Source organism: Gammaproteobacteria bacterium, assembly GCA_022450155.1.
GTDB lineage: Bacteria > Pseudomonadota > Gammaproteobacteria > Arenicellales > UBA868 > REDSEA-S09-B13.
The window spans coordinates 35,773-58,567 of record JAKUQR010000005.1 but is presented as its reverse complement, the minus strand read 5'-3'; the positions used below and the strand labels follow the sequence as shown (position 1 = coordinate 58,567).

The window sequence follows — 22,795 nt, the reverse complement described above, 5'->3', positions numbered from 1 at the left end:
TTATTCGCTTTGAGTCGTTCTTTTCTAAGGATAACGTGAACCTTTCATGGGCAATCTGACAAAAAATCTTATACTTTGGCTGGTTATCGCAATGGTACTCATGGCGGTGTTCAACAATTTCACGCCCCGGGACAGTCGTACCAGTGCGGAACTGGATTATTCTGAGTTTTTGCACGATGTAAAACAAGGTCGTGTCGAGCAGGTAACAATAAACGGCAGTTCGATCCAAGGCCGGACTCGAGCTGGCCAGCGTTTTGTCACCTACTCACCCGGTGACCCCGGACTGGTTAACGATTTGCTCGAGGCCAATGTCACCATTAAGGCCCAAAAAGAAGAAAGCACCTCCTTGTTGATGCAGATTTTCATCAGTTGGTTTCCGTTGCTACTGCTGATTGGTGTGTGGATATTCTTTATGCGTCAGATGCAGGGTGGGGGCGGGCGCGGCGCGCTGTCGTTTGGGCGAAGTAAGGCCAAAATGCTGACCGAAGACAAAAACAATATCACCTTTGCCGATGTTGCAGGTGTCGACGAAGCTAAAGAAGAAGTTCAGGAGCTGGTTGAATTTTTGAGTGATCCTTCTCGATTTCAAAAACTGGGCGGTCGAATTCCTAGTGGGGTGTTGATGACAGGCAGTCCAGGCACGGGTAAAACATTGCTCGCTAAGGCTATTGCGGGTGAAGCAAAGGTTCCGTTTTTTACGATTTCTGGTTCTGATTTTGTTGAGATGTTCGTCGGGGTTGGTGCGTCCCGCGTCAGAGATATGTTTGAACAGGGCAAGAAGAACGCCCCTTGCATCATATTCATAGATGAAATCGACGCAGTTGGGCGGCAGCGCGGTGCAGGTCTCGGTGGCGGACATGATGAACGGGAGCAAACCCTTAATCAATTGTTGGTTGAGATGGACGGTTTTGAAGGCAATGAGGGTGTCATCGTTGTTGCAGCTACAAACAGGCCCGATGTGTTGGATCCCGCGTTGTTAAGGCCTGGCCGATTTGACCGGCAGGTGCATGTGTCGTTACCGGATATCCGTGGCCGAGAAGCAATATTGAAAGTACACATGCGTAAAGTGCCCCTCGCAGAAGACGTTAAGCTGAGCATCATCGCGCGAGGGACACCTGGAATGTCCGGTGCTGATCTCGCTAATTTGATTAATGAAGCTGCACTGTTTGCAGCTCGGGGGAGTAAAAAGCTGGTTGCGATGGAAGAATTTGAGCTGGCCAAGGACAAGATTATTATGGGGGCTGAGCGCCGTTCGTTGGTGATGCCGGAGCTGGAGCGGAAGAACACCGCCTACCATGAATCCGGTCACACGATCGTTGCCCGGTCGCTTAGGCCGCACACAGACCCGGTCCACAAGGTCACTATCATTCCTCGTGGTCGAGCCTTAGGGGTTACGATGCAATTACCTGAAGAAGATCGGTACAGCCACAATCGGGAGTATCTTCTTGCCAGAATTGCTGTGTTGATGGGCGGCCGGATAGCCGAAGAAATTTTTATGGGGCAGATGACTACTGGGGCGGCCAACGATTTCGAACAGGCCACCGATCTTGCTCAAAAGATGGTCCAGCGTTGGGGTATGAGTGACTCGCTCGGCCCGCGTGTCTATGGTGACAATGATGCGGAGGTGTTCTTGGGCAGGGACGTGATCACCCATAAAAACCTAAGTAACTCGGCCGCAGAACTCGTCGATAAGGAGATTACAAAGATCATCGAAGATCAGTATGTCCGAGCACGTGAGATCGTCGAGGCGAATCGGGAAAAGATTATAACGATGGCAGAGGCCTTACTGGATTGGGAAACACTGGAAGCCGAGCAGATTGATCAGATTATGCGCGGTGAACGGCTAGGTCCACCATCAGTCGATGACAATAGTTCAGGTGGTGATGCTAACGATACGCAGGAGGATGTTGCGGATCAAACTCCGCTGGACGGGGATGCTCCATCATCTGATCAGCCGAAGGTGAAGCCTAAGATGGATTCGCCGGCAAGCGATTCTGCCTGACCTCCGAGAATCCTGTTCTGTTATTGAGCATAGACTGCTTGTCGCTGCCGGCCGGTGCGGCGTTGATGGGAATCTTGAACGTCACACCTGATTCATTTTCTGATGGTGGTCGGTATCTGTGGATCGAGGATGCAGTAAGACAAGCGCACCTAATGGTGGATGAAGGTGCTGATCTGATCGATGTTGGCGGAGAATCGACTCGACCGGGTTCGGAGTCGGTGACCGTTGAAGTAGAATTAAAAAGGATCATTCCGTTGATTCGCCAACTGTCCAGGGAAGTCTCCGTTCCTATTTCGGTTGATACCAGTAAGCCTGAAGTTATGAAGGCGGCTGTTGAAGCTGGTGCTGCAATGATCAATGACATTTGGGCTTTAAGGAGGCCTGGCGCCTTGGAGCAGGCTCGTGCTCTGGATGTCCCGGTCTGCTTGATGCATATGAAAGGGATACCAGCCACTATGCAGCAGGCACCGGACTATATCGATGTAGTGCACGAGGTGAAAACATTCTTGCAACAGCGGGTCGACCGATGTCTTGCAGCTGGAATCTCGTCGGAGAAGATCGTCGTAGATCCAGGTATTGGCTTTGGTAAGCGACCGGAGCACAACCGAAGATTGATTGATGAGATTGGAGAACTTCAGGAGCTCGGTCAGCCGGTTCTCGTAGGCATATCCAGAAAATCGTTTCTACCGAGCAAAGTGACCGGACCGGATCGTGACCGGTTGAGCGCGCAGTACGCAGCGCAGGCGGTCGTAAACGGAGCCTCGCTTATTCGTGTGCACAATGTCGGCATGACCGCGCAGTTTCTTAAAGAAACCCGAATGGCCGTATAGCGTCTCATTTAATGAATAGCACGGTCAATAAACGCTACTTTGGGACGGATGGTATTCGCGGCAGAGTCGGTGAAAAGCCAATCACTCCAGAAGATATGCTCCATCTTGGATGGGCAACGGGAAAGGCATTGGCGCTGCACCCAGGTGGTGAGGTTCTGATCGGGAAAGATACCCGCGAGTCCGGGTACATGATGGAATCTGCACTTGAGTCAGGACTGTCGGCAGCTGGTATGGGCGTGGTTTTAACGGGTCCCTTGCCAACACCAGCAGTCGCTTTTCTGACCAGAACCTCAGATGCGGCGGCAGGTATTATGATCAGTGCATCCCACAATCCCTACCATGACAATGGAGTCAAATTTTTCTCGAGTGATGGCCAGAAACTTAGTGATGAACTCGAATTTAAAATCGAGACGTTACTTGCTGATGAGAATCAAACCGTTGAGTCAGGGGCGTTGGGGAAGGCAAGACGCCATACTCGGGCCGCTGATGACTATGTGGATTATTGTCTGGAACAAGTTGGTGCTGATCTTGATCTGAAAGATTTTACAATCGTCCTTGATTGCGCCCATGGCGCGGCCTATGAAGTCGGCCCCAAACTGCTGAACAAACTAGGTGCAGAAGTCGTCTTGGCTGGCGCTCTGCCCGACGGTAAAAACATCAACGATGAATGCGGATCGGTCCACCCTCAGCATATCAGCGAGTTAGTAAAGAAACACAATGCTGACCTGGGCATAGCACTTGACGGAGATGCGGATCGAGTCGTGCTTGCGGATGCTTCTGGGAAAATTGTCGATGGTGATGGGATACTTTATGTGCTGGGGGTCTATGGGCAAAGGAATCTACGGGTAGCGGACGGAATAGTCGGGACTGTTATGAGCAATCTTGGCCTGGAGCTTGCATGTCAAGAACGTGGAATTGCTTTCGAGCGCTCCAGTGTTGGCGATAGGCATGTACTGGAAAAGATGTACGCCAACAGTTGGACCCTAGGGGGTGAAGCCTCCGGGCATATTATCCAGCTTGATAAGAGTACAACCGGCGATGGACTACTGACAGCGATCAGCGTCCTTGAAGTGATGCACTCGACTGGCCGGACGCTGGCCGAACTCGTGTCGAGTATGCAGATTTATCCGCAGTCCATGATCAATGTGCCGATAAACGGTTCTGTTTCTGCGGCCATAGTGCTGGGCGATGAAACGGTCATCAACGCAGTTCGTGAGGTTGAATCCGTGCTGGATTGCAATGGCAGAGTTGTCCTGAGACCTTCCGGGACCGAACCTGTTATTCGAGTCATGGTTGAGGGGGTCGATGCCGAGCAGGTAGAGACGTTAGTCGAGCAACTGACTATGGCTGTCGTGAGCTCGAGTGCGAAGCATTAGTCCATCTTACGCTACCATCGAAGTGGTTGCGTCTAGCGCCTCGCCTCGGTAACATCGCCGCCCCGCGTTGGCCGATTTACAAATTTACGGATCTTCAGCAGCAGGAGAAATGATGCGTCGTCCATTAGTTGCCGGAAACTGGAAGATGAATGGATCAACCGCGATGACGGATGCTCTGTTGATTGGGCTGAAAGAAGGTCTTGTCCGATCTGTGCCGGACCTGGATGTTGTGGTCTGTCCACCGTTTCTTTATATACCCCTGGCAGTTCAGACGTTAGCTGGTTCCACGATAACAGTGGGTGCGCAGAATCTAGATATACACGGGCCCGGGGCATATACGGGCGAGATCGCTGCTGAGATGCTGAAAGAACAGCACTGTGGTTATGTGATTGTCGGACATTCGGAGCGGCGCGCCCTTTATGGTGAGTCAAGTGATCTGGTGGCGGAAAAAGCCAGGGTCGCTGTAGCTGCGGAGCTTAAGCCCATCATTTGTGTGGGTGAGACACTGGAGGAGCGGGAACGCGGAGATACTGACCGGGTGATTCGGGAACAACTCATGAGCGTACTTGATTTAAACGGAGTCGATATATTCCCGTTTGCGATCGTAGCCTATGAGCCAGTTTGGGCGATTGGTACTGGTCGTACTGCAAGTCCGGATCAGGCGCAGGACGTGCATGCTTTGATTCGTGAAACGATAGCAGAACTTAACCCGGTTGCTGCAGATCACACTCGATTGCTTTACGGCGGCAGTGTAAAACCTGACAATGCACAAGGGCTTTTTTCCTCTCCAGATATCGACGGTGGGCTGATTGGAGGTGCCGCGCTGGTGGCAACCGATTTCCTGGCGATCTGTGAGGCAATGGAGTGATGAAATGATTATCAGTATTATCACAGTGGTTCACCTCGTAGTGGCTGTGTCGATAGTGCTCCTGGTACTTTTGCAGCGGGGTAAAGGCGCCGATATGGGCGCCGCATTCGGCGGCGGCTCTTCCCAGTCGGTATTCGGCAGTCAAGGGTCAGCGACCTTTCTGAGTCGTATTACTGCAAGTTTGGTGGCCGTATTTTTTATATCTGGCCTCAGTCTCGCTTATCTGTACACCCAGCAGAGTGCTGGGCCAAGAAGTGTCATTGAAACCACCACTTCCCCGGCACCAGCCGCAGAAATCCAACGAGTAAAAGACTCGACTGACCTACCGGCTGTCCCTGGGTCGCAGGATTGAGGCTGTATTAAAGTAGACTACACTTTAAGTGATAGACCTAGAAATATGCCGAAGTGGTGGAACTGGTAGACACGCCGTCTTGAGGGGGCGGTGGCGTAAGCCGTGCCGGTTCGAGTCCGGCCTTCGGCACCAAACATCTGGCACGAGTGAGTTGTTAGTGTCTTTTTTTGGTTGGCGTTGGCGGCAAGTTTGTTGACCGTATGGGGGGTCAGTCACTAGAATTTAGGGCATCGATAGCCTTGAGTCATCCATCTGAAGCGACAGCTGCATGCTAGCCAACTACTTGCCAGTGTTGCTGTTCTTGATTGTTGCTTCAGGGCTTGGGGTAGTCCTCCTTGTGGCTGGTAAGTTGCTAAGCCCACACCGACCAAATCAACGAAAGCTCTCTCCATACGAATGCGGATTCGAAGCCTTCGAAGACAACCGCATGAAGTTTGATATTCGTTATTATCTCGTCGCGATTTTGTTTATTATTTTTGATTTGGAGATTGCTTTTCTATTTCCATGGGCAGTCGCCTTGGACGAAATTGGCATCTTCGGTTTTTTGGCAATGATAATTTTTCTGTTAGTGCTGGTAGTCGGTTTTGTATATGAATGGATGAAGGGCGCTTTGGAATGGGAGTAGTGTTCGGATGGCATTAGAGGGCGTTTTAGAACAGGGTTGGGCGACTACCAGGCTGGATGACCTTATAAATTGGGCCCGTACGGGGTCGATGTGGCCAATGACATTTGGGCTGGCGTGTTGTGCCGTAGAAATGATGCATGCGGGCGCATCACGTTATGACCTAGATCGTTTCGGCGTTATTTTCCGTCCAAGCCCGCGTCAGTCGGATGTAATGATCGTAGCCGGTACGCTGACTAATAAGATGGCGCCTGCGTTGCGTAAGGTCTATGACCAGATGCCCGAACCGCGCTGGGTAATTTCGATGGGATCTTGTGCTAATGGCGGCGGTTATTACCATTATTCGTATTCAGTGGTTCGCGGATGTGATCGGATCGTCCCGGTCGATGTGTATGTGCCGGGATGTCCCCCTACGCCACAGGCGTTATTGTACGGTGTCATCCAGCTTCAAAAAAAGATTAAGCGCACAGATACGATAGCGCGCTAGAGTCCGATAGCCACATGAGCGCCACACAAGACCTGCACAGTCAGGTCAAAATCATATGCAGTGGATTTGATGCATCGATCACTGGGGATTCATTGGGTTTCACGGTAACGGTCAGTCGATCATCATCGCTTGAACTGTTGAGAAAACTTCGAGACCACCAAAATACAGCATTCGAACAACTGGTTGACCTATGCGCTGTCGACTACCAGACCTATGGCCAAGAGGCGCAACGGAGTTGGGATAACGAAAGGTTTGCTGTGGTTTACCATTTGCTTTCGATCAGTTTGAATCACCGTCTACGTGTAATAGTGCCCGTTCCTGAAGATGATTTAACTATTGATTCGGTCATCGAGGTGTGGCGTTGCGCGAACTGGTACGAACGAGAAGCTTTCGATCTTTTCGGGATCCGATTCCCTGGTCATCCGGATCTCCGGCGGCTATTGACTGATTACGGGTTCATTGGCCACCCGTTCCGTAAAGATTTCCCGTTGTCAGGTCATGTGGAAATGAGGTACGACGAAGGGAAAGGTAGAGTGGTTTACGAACCTGTGTCGATTGAACCGAGAGTGACGGTGCCTCGGGTTATCCGGGATGAATGGTCTGATGACTGAGATCCGCAACTACACCATGAACTTCGGGCCGCAGCACCCCGCAGCACATGGTGTATTGAGGGTGGTTATGGAGATGGACGGGGAGGTTATCGAAAGACTAGACCCGCACATTGGGTTGCTGCACCGAGCAACCGAAAAGCTGGCAGAAAGTAAACCTTACAACCACAGTATTGGTTACATGGATCGTCTAGATTATGTTTCCATGATGTGTAATGAGCATGCGTATGTTTTAGCGATAGAGTCGTTGTTGGGTGTCGTGCCGCCAATTCGTGCTCAGTATATAAGGGTTATGTTTGATGAGATTACCCGAATTGGAAATCACCTGATGTGGCTTGGTGCGCATGCTCTCGATATTGGGGCGATGGCTGTATTTTTGTATGCATTTCGGGAGCGAGAAGATTTAATGGACTGTTATGAAGCAGTGTCCGGTGCACGTATGCATGCGACCTATTATCGGCCAGGTGGGGTCTACCGGGATTTGCCCGATAAGATGCCACTGTATCAAAATAATAGCCGGGAGGACGAAAAGGATATCGCCAGTCGGAACAAGAATCGGTCTGGCTCCTTACTTGACTTCATAGATGCATTTACGGGACGGTTTTCAGCGTGCGTTGATGAGTACGAGACCTTACTTACCGATAATCGAATCTGGAAACAAAGAACCGTCGATATAGGAATTGTTACGCCTGAGCAGGCACTGCAACTCGGTTTTACAGGCCCAATGCTCAGGGGATCCGGTGTTGAATGGGATTTACGAAAGAAACAGCCCTACGAAGTATATGACCAAGTTAGCTTTGACATACCAGTTGGAGTTACGGGGGATACCTACGATAGATACCTTGTGCGTATGGAGGAGTTGCGACAATCAAATCGAATCGTCTCTCAGTGTGTGGACTGGTTAAGGAAGAATCCGGGTCCAGTTATGCTGGACGACTATAAGTTGAGTCCACCGCCGCGGGAGGAAATGAAAGAAGACATGGAGTCTTTGATCCACCACTTTAAGCTGTTTACTGAGGGTTACAATGTGCCTCCTGGGCAAGTGTACAGCGCTATAGAAGCCCCCAAAGGGGAATTCGGGATATTTCTGGTATCAGATGGCGCCAACAAGCCCTACCGAGTAAAGATCCGAGCACCTGGATTTCCTCACCTCGCAGCCCTCGACGAAATGTCGCGCGGCCATATGTTGGCCGACATGGTGGCGATCATCGGCACGCAGGACATAGTGTTTGGTGAAATTGACCGCTGACGTTATGACAAACGACTATCAGCTATCTGACGATGTCAGGGAAAAAATAGAGGCCGAGGCCAAAAAATATCCGAGTCGTAGGGCAGCACTAAAGTCCGCATTGCGCTATGCGCAACAAGAACACGGCTGGGTATCCGAAGGTGTCGTAAATTCTGTGGCTGCATTCTTGTCTCTTCAGCCAATTGAAGTTTACGAAGTGGCGACTTTCTACGACATGTTTTACACCAAGCCTGTCGGTCGTCATAAGATCAGGGTATGCACGAATGTTTCTTGCATGCTTCGCGGGAGCGAATCTGTTCTTGACCGACTCAAAGAGAAACTAGGCGTGGATGTTGGCGAGAGCACACCGGACGGCAAGGTCACGCTATTTGAGGCTGAATGTCTAGGCGCTTGCAGTGGGGCGCCGATGCTCATCGTCGATGATCGTTACGTAGAAAACCTGACGCCAGCAGATATTGATCGGCTGCTGTCTGAACTGGATTGATCGCCATGGGACAATGCCATGTCTGTTTGCCCGCGCCAGAAGTCCAGTCGCCGTGGCTGTTAGAAAACTACTGCAAAGAGTTAGGGGGCTATCAATCCTGGTCGAAAATCGTTGATGAATCAATACCCCCGGCCAACGTGATCGAGATGATTAAGGCGTCCGGTCTAAGAGGACGGGGCGGTGCTGGATTTCCGTCGGGACTCAAACTCAGTTTTATGCCTCGCGATGTTCATGGTCAGAAGTATATTGTGTGTAATTCCGATGAGAGTGAGCCTGGATCATTTAAAGATCGGGAAATTCTATACCTCAACCCACATCAGTTGATCGAAGGTATGGCCATCGCCAGTTACGCGACTGGTTCCACTGTCGCATACAACTATATTAGAGGGGAATATCACCAGCCGTGGGTCCGATTTGAGAATGCGCTTAAGGAGGCCTACCAGGCAGGTTACTTGGGGCAAGATATCCGGGGGTCAGGGGTGGTATTCGATCTCTATAGCCAGCGAGGCGCAGGGGCTTACATCTGCGGGGAAGAAACAGGATTACTTGAATCATTAGAAGGCAAAAAGGGAATGCCGCGGTTTAAGCCGCCGTTTCCCGCGCAAGTGGGTGCATTCGGTAAGCCGACCACGGTCAACAATACAGAAACACTGGCCTCGCTACCGCCCATTATTCGCAAAGGCCCGGCCTGGTTCAATAATTTGGGCCAAGAGGGTAGTGGCGGCAGCAAGATATTTTCAGTGTCCGGTCATGTACAGCGTCCAGGCAATTACGAAGTCACATTAGGGACCCCGTTTAGCGAATTACTGAGTCTCGCCGGTGGGTTGCTCGAAGGGCGTTCTTTAAAGGCTGTTATCCCCGGAGGATCCTCCATGCCAGTAATGCCTGCAGAGGCTATCGTGTCCTGTGAGATGGGCTACGATCAGCTTCAGCAGGCAGGATCGATGATCGGTTCCGGCGGGGTGATTGTGATGGATAACACAACCTGTATGGTCGAGGTATTGGAGCGTATTGCGCTTTTTTACTTTCGAGAATCCTGTGGACAGTGTACGCCGTGTCGAGAAGGGACAGGCTGGTTACATCGATTGATTCATCGTATACGAATCGGTGCCGGTAAACCCGAAGATTTGGATAAGTTGGTCAATGTTGCTGACAAGATTGAGGGCCGAACTATTTGTGCTTTGGGAGATGCGGCTGCCTGGCCTGTCCAAAGTTTTCTCAAACATTTTCGTGAAGAGTTCGAGGCAAAAATCTCGTCTCGAGTTGCAGCTTGACAATAGGTCCTGAACATCATGCTCAAAGTTGAGATCAACGGGCAGCAGTTCGAAGCAGAGCAGGGCTCGACCATTATTGAAGTGGCTGACAATGCCGGGATCTATATTCCGCGATTCTGTTATCACGAAAAGCTCTCTGTTGCCGCAAATTGCCGCATGTGCCTCGTTGAGGTTGAAAAAGCACCGAAGCCTCTCCCTGCCTGTGCCACTCCAGTAACCGACGGTATGGTTGTACAGACCACGTCGGAGATCGCGAAACAGGCACAAAAGGACACGATGGAGTTTCTACTGATCAATCACCCTTTGGATTGCCCGATTTGTGATCAAGGAGGGGAGTGTCCTCTTCAAGATCAGGCGATGGGATTTGGCGGGAGTAGTTCAGTATTCGATGAGGTTAAAAGATCTGTCGACAATGTGGATCTTGGGCCTCTGATAGCGACTGAAATGACACGCTGTATTCACTGCACTCGCTGTGTAAGGTTTGGACAAGAGGTGGCTGGAGTCATGGAACTGGGTGCGATCGGGCGTGGTGAAGATATGAAGATCACGACCTTCCTTGGTACATCGATGGATAGTGAGGTCTCCGGAAATGTGATTGATTTGTGTCCGGTGGGGGCACTGACCTCCAAACCGTATCGGTTTACGGCGCGAACCTGGGAATTGAACGGACACAAAGGCATTAGCCCCCACGACTGTTTGGGTTCAAATCTTGAAATTCAGGAAATTGGGGGTGTGGTCAAGCGAGTATTGCCGCGAGACAACGAGGCGGTTAATGAATGTTGGCTTTCGGATCGAGATCGATACAGTTATGAGAGTGTTAATTCTAACGATCGGTTAACGATGCCGCTCGTTCGACGGGGCGACAGTTACCAGGAAGTCGAGTGGACTGAGGCGTTAGAACTTGTTTCGTCGAGTTTGTTGCGCATCAAACAGACTTGGTCCGGTGAGCAAATCGGGGCAATTGCGTCTCCAACTGCGTCGTTAGAAGAATTCTTTCTTCTACAGAAATTATTGCGTGCGCTAGGGTCATCTAACGTTGATCACAGATTGCGACAACAAGATTTTCGAGATGATTTGGCAGCACCGATTTATCCAGGTATCGACACTTCTATATCAAAGCTGCAGAAACTCGGCAGCGTTTTAATCGTGGGTTCGAATATCCGAAAAGAATTGCCGTTGATATCACTGAGGCTCCGTCGTTTAGTTCAAGAGGGTGGTGAGATAGCTGTTCTTAACCCAATGTCGTTCAATCATAATTTTGTGACGACGCAAGAAGTAATTATAAAGCCTTCGATGATGGCTGGCATTTTTGCGAGGATCGCCCAAAATGTCGCGCTCGCTGCAGGGAAGGCGGACCTGTTGCCTGTAAATCTTGTTGAGCTCGCCAGACGACATGAATCTGTAATAGATGTTAGAGCTATCGCCAACGTCCTAATTGCAGTCGATGCAGGTGCTCTTATTCTCTTAGGTCAGATCGGAATGAACCATCCGGATGCTAGTGCGCTTCGGCAGATTGCATCTTGGCTGGGAGAGAACTGTGGTATTCGGATTGCCTTGCTGCCAGACGCTAATGGCGCTGCGGGGTGGGTCGCTGGGTGTGTGCCGCATCGTCTTCCTGGAGGACGTTCGATTGATTCGGGGGGGTTAAATAGCAAAACAATGATCGATAAGCGTCTTAAGGCTTATGTTTTGTATGGTGTGGAGGTTCGCAACGATTATGCTGACCCAGTGGCGTTGGAAACCGCATTGTGCGAAGCAGAGTTCGTTGTGAGCTTTTCGACTTTTCGTTCTGCGGTCCCTATGCAAGCGGATGTTGTGTTGCCTCTTGCGGCTTTTACGGAAATCGATGGTGGTTATATCAATTGCGAAGGCGTCGCCCAGTTCGCCAGTGCCGCTGTAAAGCCGATGGGTCAGTCGAGACCGGGGTGGAAAATCCTACGGGTGCTTGGAAATTTCTTAAAATTGGACGGTTTTGACTACGTTAGTTCGGATGACGTCATTGCTGAGCTTGAAGAGGTCTATGATTTATCAGAGCCAATAAGCGTTCGCTACAAATCTGATCTACAAGCAATTAATCATGTTTCTACTCAATCCGCTGAACTAAAGAAAGGCAAACAACTGGATCGAATTGTCGATGTGCCAGTGTATAGCGTAGATCCCACAGTACGTCGTGCCACAGCGCTGCAATCGACCAAGGATGCAGAACCTGTGGCATTGCTCGCTTGTAGGGAAGAACTGGACCAACTGGGACTTAAACAAGGGGATCGTTTAGCGGTACGCTCAGAGACAGGCGAAGTTATGCTTCCGGTCCAACCCGATGATCGCGTGCCTCGTGGCGCTGTATACGTGCCAACGGGGCTTTCTGAAACGTCGGTTCTCGGTTCTTTTCCTGTGGTTGTGGTTCAAGCTGTGGAGTAACAGATGAGCTGGATTGCGACAACTTGGGCCTCTTTGCCGTTGATCTTACAACTCGGCTTTAAGATCGGTTTTATCGTTGGACCTCTCATCATTGCGGTCGCGTACTACACACTGGCAGAAAGGAAAGTGATTGCTTATATGCACGTCAGGGTCGGCCCGAATCGGGTGGGCCCTAAAGGTTTGCTGCAGCCGATAGCAGATATTATAAAGCTGATGTTTAAGGAAATGATCATTCCCAGTAAGTCCGATCGGTACCTCTTTCTTATTGCCCCGGTGCTTGCTGTGACTCCCGCTTTCGCCGTGTGGGCGGTGATACCGTATTCCAAAACTCTGGTACTGGCTGATATCGATGCCGGATTGCTTTATGTGTTGGCGCTGACGTCGATGGGTGTTTATGGCGTCATCATTGCTGGTTGGGCCTCGAATTCAAAGTATGCGTTTTTAGGTGCAATGCGCTCGGCAGCACAGATTGTTGCTTACGAAATTGCAATGGGTTTCGCATTGGTTGGAGTACTCATGGTGGCGGGCAGTTTGAATCTCAATACAATCGTTCAGGCACAATCGGGTGGTCTGCATCAGTGGTTCTTCCTGCCTCTATTGCCACTCTTCCTGGTGTTTTTCATTTCAGGAGTGGCAGAGACCAACCGGGCGCCGTTTGACGTCGCGGAAGGCGAATCCGAGATTGTTGCGGGGTTTCATGTGGAGTACTCAGGAATGGGATTCGCAGCTTTTTTCCTCGCTGAATACGCAAACATGCTGATGATCTCAGCATTAACGGTAGTTTTATTTCTGGGAGGGTGGAACCCCCCGTTTGAATTCCCTCCGTTTACCTGGCTGCCGGGCTTGTTCTGGTTTTTAGCCAAACTGTCGATAGTGGCGTTCTTGTTCTTGTGGTTTAGGGCGACATTTCCAAGATATCGGTATGACCAGATCATGCGTCTTGGCTGGAAGGTGTTTATTCCGGTGACCCTTATCTGGATAGCGGTTATCGGTGCGGTCAAGTTTTTTACTCCCTTCGGCGTCATTTTTACATAGTTAGAAAAAATGTCTTTAATAAAGCGTTTAATAAATACTTGGGCGCTGTCCGAGCTTGTACGAGGCCTCGGTCTCACGGGTCGTTATTTCTTCAAAAAGAAGTTCACGATCCAGTATCCAGAAGAAAAAACACCAAAATCACCACGCTTCCGAGGATTGCTTGCACTTCGACGCTATCCAAACGGCGAAGAGCGCTGTATCGGTTGCAAACTCTGTGAAGCAGTATGTCCGGCGCTTGCTATCACCATCGAATCGGAAGAAAGAGAGGACGGAACACGCAGGACAACTCGATTCGACATCGACCTTTTTAAATGTATTTACTGTGGATTTTGTGAGGAGTCTTGTCCCGTTGATTCGATAGTTCTTACGAATATCGATGAGTATCACTTCGAGTCGGGTGAGTCCGGCGTGGTCTCAAAAACTGATCTCTTGAATCTCGGTGATCGGTGCGAAGCGCAGATTGCATCGGCTCGTCAGCAAGATTCAGCATATAGATAGACCGTGTAAGACTGACTCGCCCTATGACGTTGCTTTCCATACTGTTCTATTTATTCGCAACCGTGCTGGTCGTCTCTGCGGCAATGGTGGTAACAATTAGAAACCCAGTAAAAGCCGCATTGTTTCTCGTTTTGTCGTTTTTCAGCGCGGCCTGTATCTGGATGACTCTGGAAGCTGAGTTTTTGTCCATTGCTTTAGTACTCGTTTACGTCGGTGCGGTTATGGTTTTGTTCCTGTTTGTAGTCATGATGCTGGACATCGATATCGCAAGTATGCGGGAAGGTTTCACACGATATTTACCCGTCGGTGCCGTGGTTGCCGGCGTCATGGTTGTCGAGTTTGTTTTGGTGATGATGTCAGATCGATTCAGCTCCCAATCGTTACCACGACCAGCTGGGCATGGGCCCGATTACAGCAACACACGAGAATTAGGTCTGGTTTTATACACCGATTATGTTTTTGTCTTTGAAGTTGCTGGTCTCATTCTTCTCGTAGCAATCGTATCTGCGATAGCGCTGACGCTGCGCCGACGCCAAGGTACACGCTACCAGTCTCCCTCCAAGCAGGTCAAAGTCAGCAAGTCAGAACGACTTCGAATTGTCAGTATGCCGACAGAAAAACGGTCGGAGATGAACAAATGATTTCGCTATCACATTACCTCGTTCTTGGGGCTATTCTTTTTGCCCTTAGTGTCGTTGGGATATTTCTGAATCGGAAAAATTTGGTGATCATTCTTATGGCCATAGAGTTGCTTTTATTGGCAGTCAATACGAATTTCATCGCATTTTCTCATTATTTGGATGATCTGGCCGGTCAGGTTTTCGTTTTCTTCATTTTGACGGTGGCTGCGGCGGAATCGGCAATCGGGCTGGCGATACTGATTGTTTTATTTCGTAACCGCCGGTCTATAAATGTTCAAGATCTGGATCAGTTACGCGGATGACAGCTAATTAATGAAGTTAATCTATTTGCTGGTCCCGTTGGCCTGTCTCGCCGCTGCCGTTATTGCCGGGTTTTGGGGAAATATAATTGGTAACAGCGCAACACACCGTATCACGATAACTGGTGTTGCTCTTTCGTTTGTGCTCTCAGCTGTCGTGCTGTTCGATGTGCTGGATGGACACTCATTTGACGGTCCTGTTTACATCTGGGGAACAAGCGGGGGCGTATCTTTTGAAATCGGATTCCTGATTGACCATCTGTCAGCCGTCATGATGGCAGTCGTTACCTTCGTCTCGCTGATGGTTCATATCTATACGATAGGCTACATGCGGGATGACCCGGGATACACCAGGTTTTTCTGTTATATCGCATTGTTTACTTTTGCCATGCTCATGCTGGTTATGGCGAACAATTTTCTACAACTCTTTTTTGGCTGGGAAGCGGTGGGCTTGGTGTCTTACCTGCTTATTGGATTTTGGTTCAAACGCGAATCCGCTGTTGCAGCAAACCTCAAAGCGTTCCTGGTCAACCGGGTGGGTGATCTAGGATTTATCCTGGGTATCGCTGCAGTAATGTACTTGTTCGGTACCCTGGACTATAGCGCGGTATTTTCTGCGGCGTCCGGCAAACAGAATGCAGTGGTAATCGGCGCGTTCGGTTATGAATGGCACTGGATAACACTGATCTGTCTCTTGCTTTTTGTTGGGGCAATGGGCAAATCCGCACAGGTGCCACTGCACGTCTGGCTACCTGATTCTATGGAGGGTCCAACACCGATTTCGGCTCTGATTCACGCGGCCACGATGGTGACCGCCGGAATTTTTCTGGTTGCACGAATGTCTCCGTTGTTCGAACTTTCGACAACAGCGTTATCTGTGATCCTGATTATCGGTGCATTGACCGCCTTTTTGATGGCCCTGGTTGGACTCGTTCAGAACGATATTAAACGCGTAGTCGCCTATTCAACGCTGTCGCAACTGGGTTACATGACGGTTGCACTGGGGGCATCAGCCTACTCGGTCGCAATCTTTCACCTCGCGACCCATGCTTTTTTTAAGGCGCTTCTTTTCCTGGCCGCAGGGTCTGTCATCATTGCGTTGCACCATGAGCAGGATATGCGGCGGATGGGCGGGCTTCGCCGCTACATGCCCATTACCTACATCACGTCAGTCATAGGTAGTCTTGCGCTGGCGGGGATACCGCCGTTTGCCGGTTTTTTCTCAAAGGACGCGATCATCGAAGCGGTGCATCACTCCAACATACCCGGTGCTGGGTTGGCCTATGCTGCGGTCCTTGGGGGTGTTGTTGTGACAGCGTTCTATTCATTTCGGCTGATATTTATGGTGTTTCATGGGGAGCCACGTATGGGTATCCAGGCACGCTCACAGCTGAAAGAAAGTCCGTGGGTGGTTACAGTGCCGCTGATCCTGTTGGCAATTCCTTCTCTTGTGTTTGGCGGTTTTTTAGTTGAAGGTGTGTTGGACGGGCGCTTTTTGGGAGACGCTGTAGCCCCTACTCGGTCAACAAATTCCAGTGATCCTCTCACTGCTATGGGATTGATTGCGCATGGAGTCTTTACGGCTCCATTCTGGTTGGCTCTGGCGGGTATTGTTCTGGCGTGGGTTTTCTATGTAAAAGCACCGTCGCTACCGGACAAATTTGCCCAAAGACTGAAGTTTGTCTACAAAATACTGGAGAAGAAGTACGGTTTTGATGAATTTTATCAGTGGCTATTCGCATCCGGCGGCATCCGCCTGGGAGAGTGGCTGTGGCAACGGGCGGATGTCGCGCTGATAGACGGGTTAGCCGTAAACGGCACTGCAAACATGATCGGGTGGTTTTCACGCATCTTGAAGCGACTGCAGACCGGTTACGTTTATCACTATGCATTCGTCATGATCATCGGTGTGGTCGTATTTTTATCCTGGAACCTATGGTCGTGAGATCAGCAGAAGATCAATGGACAGCGTGACTCCCAATATTCTCAGTGTTTTGATCTGGCTGCCTGTTGTGGGCGGGATACTCATTTTGTCGACCGGCGGAGATCGCAATGCTCAGTTAGCTAGAAAGATGGCGCTTGGGTTTTCCGTGGGTACATTTTTGTTGTCTTTATCGATATATCTTGATTTCGACGTCACCACATCGAGTATGCAGTTTGTCGAACGCTACGAATGGATTGACGCATTTCACATTCAATACTTTCTTGGTGTTGATGGTATTTCTGTGCCGCTGATTGTTTTGACTGCCTTTCTGACGGTCATTGTTGTCATAGCTGGCTGGGAGGTGATTACCAAAAGAGTGGCTCAATACATGGCGTCCTTCATGATTATGGAAGGGCTGATGATAGGAGTGTTTAGTTCGATGGATGCTATTCTTTTCTATCTCTTCTGGGAGGCTATGCTGATACCGATGTTCCTGATTATTGGGATCTGGGGTGGCTCCAATCGGGTATATGCGGCAATAAAGTTTTTTCTGTACACGTTACTAGGATCTCTATTGATGCTCGTGGCAATTGTCTATTTGTATTTCTCATCAGGCCACACCTTTAGCATAGAGTCGTTTCATTCAGCACCGCTGACCTATGGAACCCAGGTGCTGATCTTTTTGGCATTCTTCGCGGCTTTTGCCGTAAAGGTGCCAATGTTTCCGGTACATACCTGGTTGCCCGATGCTCACGTGGAGGCGCCCACTGGCGGGTCTGTAATACTGGCAGCCATTACCCTGAAAATGGGTGCTTACGGGTTTCTCCGGTTCAGTATTCCAATTACGCCGGATGCTTCTTCAGAGCTTGCTATATGGGTTATAGGGCTGTCATTGATTGCAGTGGTCTACATCGCGCTGGTGGCTCTGGTGCAACGGGATATGAAGAAATTGATTGCGTATTCGTCGATTTCTCATATGGGGTTTGTGACGCTGGGGCTCTTTATATTCGATACGCAAGGTATGGAGGGTGCCATCGTACAGATGATCTCTCACGGCTTTGTTTCGGCTGCTCTGTTTCTGTGTGTCGGTGTTCTCTATGATCAGATGCATTCCAGGGAAATCGACAGCTACGGTGGTGTGGTCAATACCATGCCCGTGTTTGCGTTTTTTCTGGTGTTTTTTGCGATGGCGAATGTCGGATTGCCGGGTACGTCGGGATTCGTGGGTGAATTTCTGGTTATCCTAGGTAGTTTCAGGGTTAACGGCTGGTACGCAGCTGTGGCAGGTCTTACGCTTGTTCTAGGTGCGGCCTATACGCTGTGGATGATCAAAAGAGTTGTCTATGGTGAGATGACCAGCGACAAAGTAAAAGCACTGGTTGATGTCAATCGGCGAGAGAAAGCTGTGTTAGGCGTATTGGCGGTATGTGTGCTTGGGCTGGGTGTTTATCCAATGCCACTTCTTGAGGTGATGCATTCGACCGTCGAAAACCTATTGCAACATGCTGCGATCTCAAAACTCGACTGACCATGACTAAGCAAGAATTTCTAATAGTTTTGCCTGAGATCGTCGTATCGCTCATGGCTTGCTTTATTCTCGTCTTGGATCTGTATTTACCCGCAACCCAAAAGCAGAAGTTTGGATATGGCTTGTCGTTGGTCACGCTAGCGGTAGGAGCCACCCTGAGTCTGGTTTATTCTGAGTCAGCTCCGGTCTATGGACTCAACGGCCTGGTGTTAATGGACGGTGTGTCAGCTATTTTGAAAGCAGGCATCTGCATTCTGACGGGGTGTGCGTTGGTCTACAGCCGCAGTTATGCAACTGCCAGAGGACTGTGGCAAGGGGAGTTTTTTACGCTGGCGCTATTTGGAGTTGTTGGAATGATGGTGATGACGGCTTCAAATCATCTGCTGTCTCTCTACGTAGGCCTGGAATTGCTCGCGCTGTGCCTGTATGCGATGGTGGCATTGCGGACTACCTCAACGACTGCTTCGGAAGCGGCCATGAAATACTTTGTACTGGGCGCACTGGCATCCGGGATACTGCTGTATGGCATGTCGCTGCTGTATGGGCTCACCGGGACGCTGTACCTAAACGAACTGTCGGAATCGATGGGGCATTACGCCGGAAGTACGTTGCCGAGAACCATGGCACTGATACTGGTTCTGGTTGGTCTTTTGTTCAAGATAGGTGCAGTGCCTTTTCATATGTGGGTACCCGATGTTTACGAGGGCTCCCCAACCTCGACAACGGTTTATCTGGCTACAGCACCAAAACTTGCGGGCTTTGCGATGATACTCAGACTTCTGGCAGACGGACTTGAATCGCTCGCCACAGAATGGCAGGGGATGCTGCTCGTAGTCTCCATTTTGTCTTTAGCTCTAGGCAATGTCATTGCAATTGCGCAAACGAATATCAAACGCATGCTGGCCTATTCGGCAATTGCCCATGTGGGCTTCTTTCTACTGGGTATCCTGACAGGCGAGGGCTCCGGCTATGCGTCTGCTATGGCCTATATATTGATCTACGCAGTGGTTACCTTGGGCGCATTTGGCGTGATACTGGTATTGTCGAGCGAGGAGGTGGAAGCTGATCTGATCGAAGACTATTCGGGGCTGAGTCGATCCCATCCGTGGGCTGCGTTCATTATGCTACTGCTGATGCTCTCCCTTGCGGGGATACCGCCTACCGTCGGGTTTTATGCCAAACTGTCTGTATTACAGGCGGTAGTCAATGCTGAGTTGACCTGGGCCGCAGTTATTGCTGTTGTTTTTTCAGTGGTAGGCGCGTTTTATTATCTTCGGATCGTCAAAGTGATGTATTTTGACGAACCCAGAACGGAGCAATTGAGGTTGCAGTTCAGTCCGAAGCCAGATGCTCGAATTCTGCTGACGATAAATGGCCTTGCAGTTGTTGTGCTGATGCCATGGATCGGCGGTCTCACCACCTTGTGCGAGGCGGCAATTGGGGTGCTTTTTTGATGACATTTCAGGCGCTGACTGTGGTTTTGGCCGCAGCTAAAAGCCCGTAGACTGAAATTTGTTTATTGGGTTAAGTGCCCTGTTTAAGGCACGGTAAAGCCGTGTTTTGTGATAAAATCAGCCTTTGATTTCGGGTTCGATTAGGGCCCGAATTCTTTCGTAAATTCAATCGTTTTCGGCCTTTAGGCCGGTATTCATGATGCTGTCGCTTGAAGCTCAAACCCAATAGTACAGATGAATGATATTGCCAAAGAAACTATAACTACGAATCTCGAACAGGAGATGCGTCAGTCGTATTTAGACTACGCAATGAGTGTCATCGTAGGCCGTGCCCTACCGGATGTTCGCGATGGCCTCAAGCCCGTTCACCGGCGAGTTTTGTATGCGATGTCAGAACTGGGTAACGACTGGAACAAAGGTTACAAAAAGTCAGCACGCATCGTAGGTGATGTTATTGGTAAGTATCATCCGCACGGCGATACTGCGGTTTACGACACGATTGTTCGTATGGCTCAGCCATTCTCACTGCGCTATCCCCTTGTAGATGGTCAGGGAAATTTTGGTTCAGTAGATGGTGACTCTCCTGCCGCGATGCGCTACACAGAGATACGCCTGTCCCGACTTGCACACGAGTTACTTGATGATATCGACAAAGAAACCGTCGACTTCCATCCAAACTATGATGAAACCGAGACACAACCCGTGCTACTTCCGGCACGTCTCCCCAATCTCCTGGTAAACGGTTCTTCTGGGATTGCGGTCGGCATGGCGACTAACATACCACCGCATAACCTTACAGAAACCATAGAAGCGTGCCTGTTGCTTATTCGCGAACCTGACGCCTCGGTCGACCAACTAATGGAGATATTACCGGGGCCGGATTTTCCCACAGCAGCCATTATCAACGGGCGTGGTGGCATTAGACAGGCTTATGAGTCCGGAAGAGGCAGGATTCATATACGCGCCAGAGTCGGTGTTGAGGACCAGAAAGACGGTCAACGTTCAAGTCTTGTGGTGACAGAGTTACCCTATCAGGTCAACAAGGCGAGGCTGCTTGAAAAGATCGCCGAACTGGTGAAGGAAGGCAAGCTCAGTGGCATCAGCGGACTTAGGGACGAGTCCGACAAATCTGGAATGCGAATGGTTATAGAACTCAAGCGCGGCGAGGTGCCGGCAATTGTTTTGAATAACCTGTATCAGCACACACAATTGCAGACGGTTTTCGGCATTAATCTTGTCGGGCTGAGTAACAACCAACCAAAACTATTCAGTTTAAAGGAACTGTTAAACAGTTTTTTGCGACATCGTCGCGAGGTCATTACCCGCCGAACCATATTCGACCTAAGGAAAACAAGAGCAAGAACCCACGTTCTTGAGGGATTGGCGGTAGCTTTGGCGAATATTGATCAGGTCATAGAAATAGTAAAAGCCGCATCCGACCCAACAGTTGCGCGGAACCAACTCATTTCTACGTTGTGGAATGCTACGCTTGTGAGCGAACTGACCAGTCTGGGTGATTCGACGATCTCTAGTCCAGATGATATGGATCCTGAAAAAGGATTGAGGAAAGACGGTTACCGCTTGACCGAGGCGCAGGCGCAATCAATTCTAGACCTCAGACTGCATCGTTTAACAGGGCTCGAAAAAGAAAAGATAAAAACCGAATACGAGAAAAATTTATTAGTAATTCGAGAACTGCTGGATATTCTTGAACATCCCGATCGTTTGGTGGCTGTTGTTGAAAGCGAGTTAAAGGAAATTCAAGACAGCTATGGCGACAGTCGGCGTACTGAAATCTTGGCGACTCATCTCGATCTGAATGACGAAGACCTTATCGCCCGCGAAGAGATGGTAGTGACACTATCTGGGGAGGGGTATGCAAAGGCGCAACCGTTGTCCGATTATCAGGCCCAACGTAGAGGCGGCAAAGGTAAGGTTGCGACACGCACCAAACAGGATGACTTTGTAAAGTCGATGTTCGTTGCAAATTCGCACGATACGATTCTTTGTTTTTCAAACTATGGGAAAGTCTACTGGTTGCGTGTCTATCAACTGCCTCAGGCAGGGCGGCAGGCACGAGGGCGCCCTCTTGTCAATCTTCTACCTCTGGGCACGCAAGAACGCATAACGGCTTTTTTGCCTCTGGACAACAATCAGCAAGGGCTATTTGTATTTATGGCGACAGCGGATGGTATTGTAAAGAAATGTGACCTCGACGCCTTTTCAAGACCCAGGCCGTCGGGTTTGCGAGTGCTCACATTGTCCGAGGGTGATGAGTTAGTGAGCGCCGGTATGACTCAAGGAAACTCCGATTTGCTTTTGTTCAGCTGCTCGGGGAAGTCAATGCGCTTCGCGGAGAGTGATGTCAGGGTAATGGGGCGGTCGGCTCGGGGGGTAAAAGGGATATCCCTAAAACCCGGTCAACGCTTGATCTCAATGCTGGTTGTTGGCCAAAATGAGCTCGACAAATGTGTGCTAACGGCAACAGCCCGCGGGTATGGGAAGCGTACTGCCGTAACTTCATTTCCGCGTAAACGCAGAGGCGGGCAAGGTGTGATAGCTATTCAGAACGGTAGCAGGAACGGATCGTTGATCGGCGCTGTTTTGACCTGTCCAGCAGATGAGCTGATGTTATTGACTGATGGTGGGCGACTGGTCCGTACCAGCGTTGAAGGCATTTCAGAGCTGGGACGCAATACCCAAGGGGTTCGACTGATTACGCTGGCCGACGGTGAAGATCTGATTAGCTTAAGTTTAGTCGTGGACTCAACAGATGATGAGCCAGACGCGGAAATCTAGCTGAGGAGCAGAGAGCATTTCAGTTTTCGCAGGCAGTATCGGATGTA

The 22,795-nt window shown here is 50.0% G+C and carries 20 protein-coding genes and 1 tRNA gene; all 21 read left to right on the top strand.

The window, feature by feature from the left end:
* The first annotated feature begins 46 nt into the window (after positions 1 to 46).
* The 21 genes from ftsH (at position 47) to gyrA (ending at position 22,748) form a co-directional block, all read left to right on the top strand.
* The gene (ftsH, locus tag MK323_04025) at positions 47 to 2,002 is read left to right on the top strand and encodes an ATP-dependent zinc metalloprotease FtsH (protein ID MCH2481326.1); all 1,956 of its coding nucleotides are present in this window, start codon (positions 47 to 49) and stop codon (positions 2,000 to 2,002) included.
* Between the two features lie 65 nt (positions 2,003 to 2,067).
* On the top strand, positions 2,068 to 2,832 hold the full coding sequence (gene folP / locus MK323_04020; GenBank protein ID MCH2481325.1) for a dihydropteroate synthase: 765 nt from the start codon (positions 2,068 to 2,070) through the stop codon (positions 2,830 to 2,832).
* Between the two features lie 11 nt (positions 2,833 to 2,843).
* Positions 2,844 to 4,208, top strand: coding sequence for a phosphoglucosamine mutase (glmM, locus tag MK323_04015; protein ID MCH2481324.1), 1,365 nt, complete (start codon positions 2,844 to 2,846; stop codon positions 4,206 to 4,208).
* Positions 4,209 to 4,320: 112 nt separating this feature from the next.
* A complete protein-coding gene (gene tpiA, locus MK323_04010; protein ID MCH2481323.1) occupies positions 4,321 to 5,076 on the top strand; it encodes a triose-phosphate isomerase in 756 nt (251 codons plus the stop codon).
* 4 nt (positions 5,077 to 5,080) lie between these two features.
* The gene (secG, locus tag MK323_04005) at positions 5,081 to 5,428 is read left to right on the top strand and encodes a preprotein translocase subunit SecG (protein MCH2481322.1); all 348 of its coding nucleotides are present in this window, start codon (positions 5,081 to 5,083) and stop codon (positions 5,426 to 5,428) included.
* Positions 5,429 to 5,475: 47 nt separating this feature from the next.
* Positions 5,476 to 5,560: transfer RNA gene (locus MK323_04000), tRNA-Leu, on the top strand.
* Between the two features lie 136 nt (positions 5,561 to 5,696).
* The gene (locus MK323_03995; GenBank protein MCH2481321.1) at positions 5,697 to 6,053 is read left to right on the top strand and encodes an NADH-quinone oxidoreductase subunit A; all 357 of its coding nucleotides are present in this window, start codon (positions 5,697 to 5,699) and stop codon (positions 6,051 to 6,053) included.
* A gap of 7 nt (positions 6,054 to 6,060) precedes the next feature.
* On the top strand, positions 6,061 to 6,537 hold the full coding sequence (locus MK323_03990) for an NADH-quinone oxidoreductase subunit B (GenBank protein ID MCH2481320.1): 477 nt from the start codon (positions 6,061 to 6,063) through the stop codon (positions 6,535 to 6,537).
* A 14-nt stretch (positions 6,538 to 6,551) separates the two neighbouring features.
* A complete protein-coding gene (locus tag MK323_03985) occupies positions 6,552 to 7,148 on the top strand; it encodes an NADH-quinone oxidoreductase subunit C (protein ID MCH2481319.1) in 597 nt (198 codons plus the stop codon).
* On the top strand, positions 7,141 to 8,394 hold the full coding sequence (locus MK323_03980) for an NADH-quinone oxidoreductase subunit D (GenBank protein ID MCH2481318.1): 1,254 nt from the start codon (positions 7,141 to 7,143) through the stop codon (positions 8,392 to 8,394). The genes MK323_03985 and MK323_03980 overlap by 8 nt, the downstream gene beginning before the upstream one ends.
* A gap of 4 nt (positions 8,395 to 8,398) precedes the next feature.
* Positions 8,399 to 8,878 carry an NADH-quinone oxidoreductase subunit NuoE gene (gene nuoE, locus MK323_03975; GenBank protein MCH2481317.1) on the top strand — a complete coding sequence of 160 codons (480 nt, stop codon included), beginning with the start codon at positions 8,399 to 8,401 and terminating at the stop codon, positions 8,876 to 8,878.
* A gap of 5 nt (positions 8,879 to 8,883) precedes the next feature.
* A complete protein-coding gene (gene nuoF / locus MK323_03970; protein MCH2481316.1) occupies positions 8,884 to 10,152 on the top strand; it encodes an NADH-quinone oxidoreductase subunit NuoF in 1,269 nt (422 codons plus the stop codon).
* 18 nt (positions 10,153 to 10,170) lie between these two features.
* Positions 10,171 to 12,570 (top strand): NADH-quinone oxidoreductase subunit NuoG, encoded by a 2,400-nt coding sequence (nuoG, locus tag MK323_03965; protein ID MCH2481315.1) that lies wholly within the window; start codon positions 10,171 to 10,173, stop codon positions 12,568 to 12,570.
* 3 nt (positions 12,571 to 12,573) lie between these two features.
* Positions 12,574 to 13,605 carry an NADH-quinone oxidoreductase subunit NuoH gene (nuoH, locus tag MK323_03960; protein MCH2481314.1) on the top strand — a complete coding sequence of 344 codons (1,032 nt, stop codon included), beginning with the start codon at positions 12,574 to 12,576 and terminating at the stop codon, positions 13,603 to 13,605.
* Positions 13,606 to 13,614: 9 nt separating this feature from the next.
* A complete protein-coding gene (gene nuoI, locus MK323_03955) occupies positions 13,615 to 14,103 on the top strand; it encodes an NADH-quinone oxidoreductase subunit NuoI (protein MCH2481313.1) in 489 nt (162 codons plus the stop codon).
* Between the two features lie 23 nt (positions 14,104 to 14,126).
* Positions 14,127 to 14,744: an NADH-quinone oxidoreductase subunit J gene (locus MK323_03950; protein MCH2481312.1), complete on the top strand. Its 618-nt coding sequence runs from the start codon at positions 14,127 to 14,129 to the stop codon at positions 14,742 to 14,744.
* The gene (nuoK, locus tag MK323_03945) at positions 14,741 to 15,046 is read left to right on the top strand and encodes an NADH-quinone oxidoreductase subunit NuoK (protein MCH2481311.1); all 306 of its coding nucleotides are present in this window, start codon (positions 14,741 to 14,743) and stop codon (positions 15,044 to 15,046) included. The genes MK323_03950 and nuoK overlap by 4 nt, the downstream gene beginning before the upstream one ends.
* A 10-nt stretch (positions 15,047 to 15,056) precedes the next feature.
* On the top strand, positions 15,057 to 16,988 hold the full coding sequence (nuoL, locus tag MK323_03940) for an NADH-quinone oxidoreductase subunit L (protein ID MCH2481310.1): 1,932 nt from the start codon (positions 15,057 to 15,059) through the stop codon (positions 16,986 to 16,988).
* 16 nt (positions 16,989 to 17,004) lie between these two features.
* Positions 17,005 to 18,495, top strand: coding sequence for an NADH-quinone oxidoreductase subunit M (locus MK323_03935; GenBank protein MCH2481309.1), 1,491 nt, complete (start codon positions 17,005 to 17,007; stop codon positions 18,493 to 18,495).
* 2 nt (positions 18,496 to 18,497) lie between these two features.
* The gene (nuoN, locus tag MK323_03930; GenBank protein MCH2481308.1) at positions 18,498 to 19,949 is read left to right on the top strand and encodes an NADH-quinone oxidoreductase subunit NuoN; all 1,452 of its coding nucleotides are present in this window, start codon (positions 18,498 to 18,500) and stop codon (positions 19,947 to 19,949) included.
* A gap of 234 nt (positions 19,950 to 20,183) precedes the next feature.
* The gene (gyrA, locus tag MK323_03925; GenBank protein MCH2481307.1) at positions 20,184 to 22,748 is read left to right on the top strand and encodes a DNA gyrase subunit A; all 2,565 of its coding nucleotides are present in this window, start codon (positions 20,184 to 20,186) and stop codon (positions 22,746 to 22,748) included.
* Positions 22,749 to 22,795 lie beyond the last annotated feature (47 nt).

Coding starts and splice junctions, on each gene's coding strand:
- secG (MCH2481322.1), top strand. CDS start 5,081: ATGATTATCAGTATTATCACAGTGGTTCACCTCGTAGTGGCTGTGTCG.
- nuoE (MCH2481317.1), top strand. CDS start 8,399: ATGACAAACGACTATCAGCTATCTGACGATGTCAGGGAAAAAATAGAG.
- MK323_03935 (MCH2481309.1), top strand. CDS start 17,005: ATGGACAGCGTGACTCCCAATATTCTCAGTGTTTTGATCTGGCTGCCT.
- nuoK (MCH2481311.1), top strand. CDS start 14,741: ATGATTTCGCTATCACATTACCTCGTTCTTGGGGCTATTCTTTTTGCC.
- gyrA (MCH2481307.1), top strand. CDS start 20,184: ATGAATGATATTGCCAAAGAAACTATAACTACGAATCTCGAACAGGAG.
- MK323_03990 (MCH2481320.1), top strand. CDS start 6,061: ATGGCATTAGAGGGCGTTTTAGAACAGGGTTGGGCGACTACCAGGCTG.
- nuoF (MCH2481316.1), top strand. CDS start 8,884: ATGGGACAATGCCATGTCTGTTTGCCCGCGCCAGAAGTCCAGTCGCCG.
- MK323_03950 (MCH2481312.1), top strand. CDS start 14,127: ATGACGTTGCTTTCCATACTGTTCTATTTATTCGCAACCGTGCTGGTC.
- glmM (MCH2481324.1), top strand. CDS start 2,844: ATGAATAGCACGGTCAATAAACGCTACTTTGGGACGGATGGTATTCGC.
- tpiA (MCH2481323.1), top strand. CDS start 4,321: ATGCGTCGTCCATTAGTTGCCGGAAACTGGAAGATGAATGGATCAACC.
- nuoN (MCH2481308.1), top strand. CDS start 18,498: ATGACTAAGCAAGAATTTCTAATAGTTTTGCCTGAGATCGTCGTATCG.
- nuoG (MCH2481315.1), top strand. CDS start 10,171: ATGCTCAAAGTTGAGATCAACGGGCAGCAGTTCGAAGCAGAGCAGGGC.
- nuoI (MCH2481313.1), top strand. CDS start 13,615: ATGTCTTTAATAAAGCGTTTAATAAATACTTGGGCGCTGTCCGAGCTT.
- nuoL (MCH2481310.1), top strand. CDS start 15,057: ATGAAGTTAATCTATTTGCTGGTCCCGTTGGCCTGTCTCGCCGCTGCC.
- MK323_03985 (MCH2481319.1), top strand. CDS start 6,552: ATGAGCGCCACACAAGACCTGCACAGTCAGGTCAAAATCATATGCAGT.
- MK323_03995 (MCH2481321.1), top strand. CDS start 5,697: ATGCTAGCCAACTACTTGCCAGTGTTGCTGTTCTTGATTGTTGCTTCA.
- ftsH (MCH2481326.1), top strand. CDS start 47: ATGGGCAATCTGACAAAAAATCTTATACTTTGGCTGGTTATCGCAATG.
- nuoH (MCH2481314.1), top strand. CDS start 12,574: ATGAGCTGGATTGCGACAACTTGGGCCTCTTTGCCGTTGATCTTACAA.
- MK323_03980 (MCH2481318.1), top strand. CDS start 7,141: ATGACTGAGATCCGCAACTACACCATGAACTTCGGGCCGCAGCACCCC.
- folP (MCH2481325.1), top strand. CDS start 2,068: ATGGGAATCTTGAACGTCACACCTGATTCATTTTCTGATGGTGGTCGG.